Here is a 6,883-nt window from a genome sequence, read left to right on the forward strand (position 1 = left end):
AGCTGGCCATTGTTATGCATGATTTGCAAATTGAAATACCGCCGGCTAGCAAAAATGCTTGGTTCTATAACATTGTAATATCTTGCTTTTACATCGGCTCCGCTACCTTGCCCCGCATGAACCGCCGCCTGCCGCTCGCCTTTGCCCTGCTCAAGTTCGTTTCGGGCTACTTTCTCATCAGCTCGCAGTACGACCTGCACCGCGATGAATACCTCTACCTCAACCACGGCCGGCACCTGGCCTGGGGCTACCTCGAAGTGCCGCCCCTGAGTGCCGCGCAGGGCTGGCTGAGCCTGGCGCTGGGCGGCGGCGAAGGCTGGGTGCGGTTCTGGCCATTTTTGTGGGGCGCGGCCACGCTGTACCTCGTCATGCGGCTGGCGCAGCGGCTGGGCGGCGGCTGGTTCGCCACGGCGCTGGCGGGCACCTGCTACCTGGGCACGGCCTTCGCCCGGCTCAATCTGCTGTTTCAGCCCAACTCGTTCGAGGTGTTTGGCTTTGTATTCGGCCTCTACTGGCTGGTGCGCTACGTGCAAACGGAGCGGCCCCGCTTCCTCTACCTGCTGGGCCTGGGCCTCGGGCTGGGCCTGCTGAACAAGTACACCACGCTGTTTTTTATCGCGGCGCTGGGCGGCGCGCTGCTGCTCACGCCTACCCGCCGCGTACTGCTGAACCGGCATTTCTGGGGCGCGGCGGCACTGGCACTGCTGGTGTGGGCACCCAACCTGGCCTGGCAACTCCGTCACGGCATCCCGTTTCGGCACCACATGCAGCTGCTGCACGACACCCAGCTGGTGCACGTCGACCCTACCGAGTTCTGGAAGCTGCAGCTGCTGATGTGCTTGGGGGCCGTGTGGGTGTGGGTGCCGGGGCTGCTGGCGCTGCTGCTTAGCCCCCGGCTGCGGCCCTACTGCGTGGTAGGGTGGGTGGCGGTGCTGGGCGTGGGCATTCAGGTGGCACTGCACGGCAAGGCCTACTACACGCTGGGCTACTATCCGGGGCTGTTCAGCTTCGGGGCGTGGTGGTGGGAGGCGCGGCTGGCGGGCCTGGCGTGGCCGCGGCTGGCGGCGGGGCTGCGGCCAATACTGGTGCTGCTGCCGCTGGCGTTGCTGGCCCCGCTGCTGCCGTTCATCTACCCGATGCGGCCGCCGGCGGCCATGGCTGCCCTGCGCGCCCGCTTCGCGCCGCTGGGCCTGTACACCTGGGAGGATGGCCGCATCCACGCCCTGCCCCAGGACTATGCCGATATGCGCGGCTGGCGCGAGCTGGCCGATAAAACCTGGGCCGCCTACCAAAGCCTGCCCGCTGCGGTTCGCGCCCACACCCTCATCAAATGCGCCAACTATGGCCAGGCCAGCGCCATCAACTACTACAACCGGCACCGGCCCCTGACGCCGGCCCAGAGCTTCAATGGCAGCTTCCTGTATTGGTTCCCGGTGCGGCAGGACTGGCAGGCCGTGCTCATCATCGACGATGAGCTGCACCCCGAGCTGGCCGGGTACTTCGCCAGCTACCGCGAGCTCGGGGCCGTAGCCGACCCTTACGCCCGCGAACGCGGTACCCGCATCATCCTGGGCCGGGGGCCCGGGCCTGCCCTCCTAGCGCGGGTGAACGAGGAGTGGCGTGCCGAACTGGCTCAGTGGGAAAATAAGGCTCGATAAGCCCGGTTTCTTTTATTTGCAAAGTATTCAATATATATTATGTATTGAATTGGCCCGATGGTCAATCTGGTGCCAAGGCGGGGTTGTTTGCCCGCGCCGCCTGCCTCCGTGGTTTTTGTGTAAGCAAGCAGGGAAGCGGCTTTTGGTCTGATTCGGTACGGCCTCCGGGCCAGCGCCAGGTAGCCTTCCCAACCAAAGAAATACGCTTCTACCTCTCTGCCTATGGAAACCTACCGCATTACCTATGCTAGCACGGCCGCGCGTTCATTCGGGTCGGCCGAGTTCGAACGGCTGCTCATGCAGGCCCGCATCTACAACTACAGTGAGGGCATTGGGGGGCTGCTGTTGCGGGCCGGCCCGCAGTTTCTGGGAGTGCTCGAGGGCCCGGAGCCGGCCGTGGCAACTTTGTATGCGCGCATTGCTGCCGACCCGCGCCACCACGCCGTGCGTGCCCTCGAAGCGGCTGCCGTGCGCGGGCCGCTGTTTCCGTACGCCAGCCTGGGCTTTGCCGAAGTCGCGCCCGACGCGCTAGTCCGTCTCACGGCCTGCCTCGACCAGTCGCACCGCCGCGTATTGCCGCCGCAGGGCTACGACGAACCGGAAGTGATTGCCGATTTACTGCTGGAATTCGTGGAATTGCATTGTTCGCACGTACTCGGCCAGCCTGGCGACCGCGCGGCTCACCCCCCGCAGCGCTCGCCATCCATTCAGCCCCCAAATGGCAATTCGGCCAAGCTGGCCCACGGCCCGCCGCGGTAGGCCCACAGGCGCAGCCCGGTGCCCACGGCTTCGAACGGTACAAAATCGGCCTGCATTTCGGCCAGCAGCTGGCGGGCGGCGGCGGGGTCCACTTTGTTTTGGATGGTGACGTGCGGCTGGAGCTTCTGCTGGTCCTGCGAAGTGAGGTAGGGGGCGAAGTGCGTTTGCAGTTGGCGGTGAAGGGCACGCAGCTCGTCGTTTTCAAGATTGAACGCCACGCCCCGGCCCAGCGAGCGCAGCCCCGCCACGCGCAGCGGCAGGGGCCCGGTAGCGCGAGCCAGGGTTTGCAAATGGGCCCGCACGGCAGCTAGCTCAGCTCCCGGCAGGTGATGAAACAGCGTGAGGTGGGCGGCCAGGTAATTGATGGCGGGCGGAAAGTGCCGCTGCCGCAGGGCATCGAAATAGGCCTGGGAGGCCGGGTCGAGCCTCAGGGTGAGGATGAGGGGAGCGGGGGCGTTGTCGGGCATTGCGGAAAAGCTGCTGGTGCCGGTAGATACGCAAAGCCGGCGGCCGTGGCCGCACTTTGGCGGCCGGTCCTTTCCAGCTCGTCCATGCCCCATTTTCCTCCTGATTCAGCCGGCCGCGCCGCAAACTGCGGTATTCTGGAGCCCGCCAAGCGCACCGATACCACCGGGGCCGGACCTGGGCAGCGGAGCCGAAATCGCGCATTGGCCGGGCAAAAACCCGGTGCGCGTGGGAATGATTGGGTCAGACTGCAATAAGCCCATGCCGCCCTATCGCAGCCAATACGCCACGCCTACCAGCGCGGTGGCGGCCAACGGATAACGAGGCACATAGCCCAAGGATGGCCGCGCCACCGACGTAATAAAGTGCGTGAGCGTGGGCTGGGCCAGCAGCTCCCAGCGGGGGGCGAGCTGGAAACGGACTTCGGCACCCAGGCTCAGCGCTAGGCTGAGCGGGCGGTAAGGGCTACCGCTGGCACCCCAGCTGGAGCTGCTGCCTCTGTAGCTAGTGCCTTCGGTGCTGTGGCCGCCCAGGTAAAAGGCGAGGTCGGCCCCTGCCCGCAGGCCGTAGCGCAGGCGTGGGTGCCCGGCCCCCAGCTGATAGCTCACGCGCAGTGGCAAGGTCAGAAAATGGTAGGTGTTGCGCACGGTTATCGTTGCTACCGAATCGGGGGAGGGGTTACTGGCAGTGGGCGCACCAGGCAACACGCGCACGCGCACCGCTTGGTTGGTCGCGAATGCCTGGTAGCCCAGGCCAGTGCCCAGGCTCCAGCGCCCGTTCAGCTGGCGTTGCAGCTGTGCCTCCGCGCCAAAGCCGGTGGCGGCTCGCTCATGCTCCACTGAGCTGGTGGTAAATAGGTTGCGCATCAGGCCATTGCTGGGTAGGTAGGGGGGCGTTGGCCCGGAGGCGTAGCTAAGCTGCCCCGCGCCCAGTGCTCGCCCGGTGAGGGCTGGCCCGGCCACCACCTGCACCGCCCAGCGTCGGACTTTCGCCACCGACAGGGGCGGCAGGGTGCCAGCCCGCGCCAACTGCGCCGGAACCGGGAAAGGAGGTAGTACCAATTCGGCTACCCGTGGCACTCCCAATTGCCAGGCCGCCCGGGCGGACACAGCGGCCGGCAGCAGTGGTTTCTGAGTGGTTTGGGCCAATGATTCTAACCAAATCTCGGCTGGCTGCTGCTTGCCAGTGGCCGAAATCGCCAGTTGGGAAGCAGTGCGGGCCGCGCTTTCCCGGCCGCTGGCCGGAAGCTGCGGGGCCCGCAAGGGATGGTTGCGAGCAGTAATAACGGGTCGCGCCACCGCCAGGGCCGACGGAGTAGCGAGCTCGGAAGTCAGCTTGTCGATTCCCGCCTGGCTGGCCGCGCGCACGGCTACTCCGCTCCCAGGCCCGGTTGCCCGGGCAGCAGCCAATGTCCGAGGTCGCGGCGTAGTGTTGAAAATTGCTGCGGCCGGCGAGCGGCGCGACGAGGCAGCGACTACCCCCGACTTTGCTGCTGCCGCTTCGTGTAATAAGCCGTCGTTGGCAGCTCCGCTTGCTGCCCCGGAGGCACGCGCCAGCGCATCAGCCGAAGCTTGCCGAATCGTATTATCGGGTGCCGCGGCTGTAGCAGAATGCCCCGCTGCTGCCGTTAATCCGGCTGGTGGACTGGCCGCCGGAGCTGCCTGCTTGCTGGTAATCCGCGTGGCTATCCGGCCAACGGACTGCCTACCCGGCTGCCACCACTGCCAGGTACCCACGCTCACTATCACCAGCAGCAGCAGCAAGGCCAATGCCGCCAGCCTGCGCCGCCGGGTTCGCGGGCGTAGCTGCGGGGCCGCAACCGGCGGCGGCAGCTGCGCCCGAATGTTGGCCCACAGCGGCGCGGGCGGCTCCTGGCCGTAGTCGGCCAGGCGGTCGCGCAAGGCGTCGTATAAGTCGTCGGGTTGGTGGTCGGTCATGGTAATTGGGGCGAATGGTGGGTCGCCAGGCGGGTTTCGAGCAGCCGCCGGGCCCGGGCCAGCTGCGATTTCGAAGTGCCTTCGGCGATGCCCAGCAGCTCGCCGATTTCCTGGTGCGAGTAGCCTTCCACGGCGTAGAGGTTGAGCACCGTGCGGTAGCCGGGCGGCAGCGTGGCCAGCAGGGCCAGCAGGTCGGCGGTGGCTAGGTGGTCGAGGGCCGAGGGCTCGGTGGTGGGCAGGTCGGCGGCCAGGTCGGCAAGGGTGTCGCCGGTCGGGCCGGGGTGGCGCAGGCGGTGCTGCTCCAGGGCGTGCAGCGAGGTGGTGACGGCAATGCGGCGGGCCCAGGCTTCGAATGGGCCCTGGCCGCGGTACTGGTCGAGGCGGGTAAAAATTTTAACGAAGGTGTTTTGCAGGGCGTCTTCGGCTTCGGTTCGATTGGGGCAATAGCGGAGGCACACCCCCATCAGCCGGTAGGCCAGCAGGCGGTAAAGCTGGTGCTGCGCGGCCGACTCGCCCCGCCGGCACGCGGCCAGCAAGGCGTCATCAACCGTGGTCACGGGAGGCGGCATGCAGTAGGAAAGGAAAAGAAAGGCGAACGGTACCAACCCGCCTCGTGCACCCCTGACCGGCGAGGCATCGGGTGGGTTGCGCGGCCCCAAAAGTATTTTGAAATCAAGCTTGCAATAGCGGCTCCGGTTTCCGGCTGCAGTTCGTTGTTCCGCGTCGTAATCTTGCCAGCCAAATCAATCCGTGCCATCCATCTAAATCTTCCGCAGCCGTGCTCCGCTACTTCCACGTCGATGCCTTTGCCCAAACGCCCTTCGCCGGCAATCCCGCCGGCGTATGCCCCCTCGAAACCGCCCTGCCGCCCGCGCTCATGCAGCAAATCGCGGCCGAGAACAGCCTAGCCGAAACCGCTTTCTTCGTGCCCCGCGCCGGCACGACGGCCGAGTTCGACCTGCGCTGGTTCACGCCGGCCGTCGAAATCGACCTCTGCGGGCACGCCACGCTGGCGGCGGCGCACGTGCTGTTTCAGCACCTGGGCTTTGCCGGCGAGCAGGTCACCTTCCACAGCCAAAGCGGGCCGCTGCGGGTAGCCCGCGAAGCCAGTGGCCGCCTCGTGCTCGACTTCCCCTCGCGCCCGCCGCAGCTGTTGCCCGAGGTGCCGGCCGGCCTGGCGGCGGCCCTCGGTGGCACGCCGCACGCCGTGCTGGCCGCCCGCGACCTCGTGGCCGTGTTCGCTTCCGAAGCCGAAGTAGCCGCTCTGAAACCTGATATGACCGCCATCGCTACCTTCGATTACGTGGGCATCATCGCCACCGCGCCCGGCGCGGGCGAAATTGATTTTGTGTCGCGCTTTTTCGCCCCCCGCGTGGGCGTGCCGGAAGACCCCGTCACGGGCTCAGCCCACAGCACGCTCATCCCGTTCTGGGCCCAGGAGCTGGGCCGCGCCGAGCTGCGCGCCCGCCAGATTTCGCCCCGTGGCGGCGACCTCTGGTGCCGTTTGCGCGATGGCGGCCGGGTGGATATTGGAGGCTACGCCGTGACGTACGCGGCGGGGGAGCTGCTGGTGGGGGCGGGGAGTTGAAAACCGCCGCTTTCGCTAGCATTGTCCAAAGTAAATACGTTGATTAACAGCTAAATTCGTTGTTAAAACAGACTTCGGTGATGATAAATTGGTTTAGAAAAGAAGGCTATTCGGAGTATAGGCAAAGGCTTCTCAACGCTTTTCCTAGTGTACTGAAAAGTGACGTTGAAGCGGTATTAAATATTTTGCCGTTTGATGTTAATAATGTGGAACTGACAGATGGGCAAATTCATAAGGTTGATAATCTGATTCACCCATTTTCCTTAACAATATGGGTTGATAATGAACTGTTGATTTCACCTTGTAGGGTCTATTTTAACGAACCAGATGCAGAAATTGAAAATGAATTAAGCAACATCCAAAAGATGATTTTAAGCTGCATATGAAGCTGTTTAGGAAGTAGTCGGCGACGTAATTTTACGCAGTAGCAGCACGGTAAAAGCGAGCCAGTGCAGGGCCAACCAGTTTTGCAGGCT

Annotated in this window: 7 protein-coding genes; 4 read left to right on the plus strand and 3 right to left on the minus strand. The window is 64.8% G+C overall.

Annotation, left to right across the window (positions count from 1 at the left end; all coding sequences use genetic code 11):
* Window positions 1-116 precede the first annotated feature (116 nt).
* Both ABIB44_RS20375 and ABIB44_RS20380 read left to right on the plus strand, forming a co-directional pair.
* A complete protein-coding gene (locus ABIB44_RS20375; RefSeq protein WP_354586527.1) occupies window positions 117-1,658 on the plus strand; it encodes a glycosyltransferase family 39 protein in 1,542 nt (513 codons plus the stop codon).
* Window positions 1,659-1,880: 222 nt separating this feature from the next.
* Window positions 1,881-2,417, plus strand: coding sequence for a BLUF domain-containing protein (locus ABIB44_RS20380; RefSeq protein ID WP_354586528.1), 537 nt, complete (start codon window positions 1,881-1,883; stop codon window positions 2,415-2,417).
* Here ABIB44_RS20380 and ABIB44_RS20385 read toward each other — a convergent pair.
* The 3 genes from ABIB44_RS20385 to ABIB44_RS20395 all read right to left on the minus strand — a co-directional run bounded on the left by ABIB44_RS20385 (window position 2,366) and on the right by ABIB44_RS20395 (window position 5,388).
* The gene (locus ABIB44_RS20385; protein ID WP_354586529.1) at window positions 2,366-2,884 is read right to left on the minus strand and encodes a 2'-5' RNA ligase family protein; all 519 of its coding nucleotides are present in this window, start codon (window positions 2,882-2,884) and stop codon (window positions 2,366-2,368) included. The genes ABIB44_RS20380 and ABIB44_RS20385 overlap by 52 nt on opposite strands.
* Before the next feature lie 267 nt (window positions 2,885-3,151).
* Window positions 3,152-4,819, minus strand: a complete 1,668-nt coding sequence (locus ABIB44_RS20390; RefSeq protein ID WP_354586530.1) for an outer membrane beta-barrel protein — start codon at window positions 4,817-4,819, stop codon at window positions 3,152-3,154.
* Window positions 4,816-5,388 (minus strand): RNA polymerase sigma factor, encoded by a 573-nt coding sequence (locus ABIB44_RS20395; protein ID WP_354586531.1) that lies wholly within the window; start codon window positions 5,386-5,388, stop codon window positions 4,816-4,818. The genes ABIB44_RS20390 and ABIB44_RS20395 overlap by 4 nt, the downstream gene beginning before the upstream one ends.
* 209 nt (window positions 5,389-5,597) lie before the next feature.
* Here ABIB44_RS20395 and ABIB44_RS20400 point away from each other — a divergent pair, with 209 nt between their 5' ends.
* Complete coding sequence (locus ABIB44_RS20400) at window positions 5,598-6,407, plus strand: PhzF family phenazine biosynthesis protein (protein ID WP_354586532.1); 810 nt, start codon at window positions 5,598-5,600, stop codon at window positions 6,405-6,407.
* Window positions 6,408-6,466: 59 nt separating this feature from the next.
* Window positions 6,467-6,793 carry a hypothetical protein gene (locus tag ABIB44_RS20405; RefSeq protein ID WP_354586533.1) on the plus strand — a complete coding sequence of 109 codons (327 nt, stop codon included), beginning with the start codon at window positions 6,467-6,469 and terminating at the stop codon, window positions 6,791-6,793.
* The last annotated feature ends 90 nt before the right edge of the window (window positions 6,794-6,883 follow it).

The sequence above is a fragment of the Hymenobacter sp. UYCo722 genome, from assembly GCF_040547115.1.
Taxonomy (GTDB): Bacteria; Bacteroidota; Bacteroidia; order Cytophagales; family Hymenobacteraceae; genus Hymenobacter.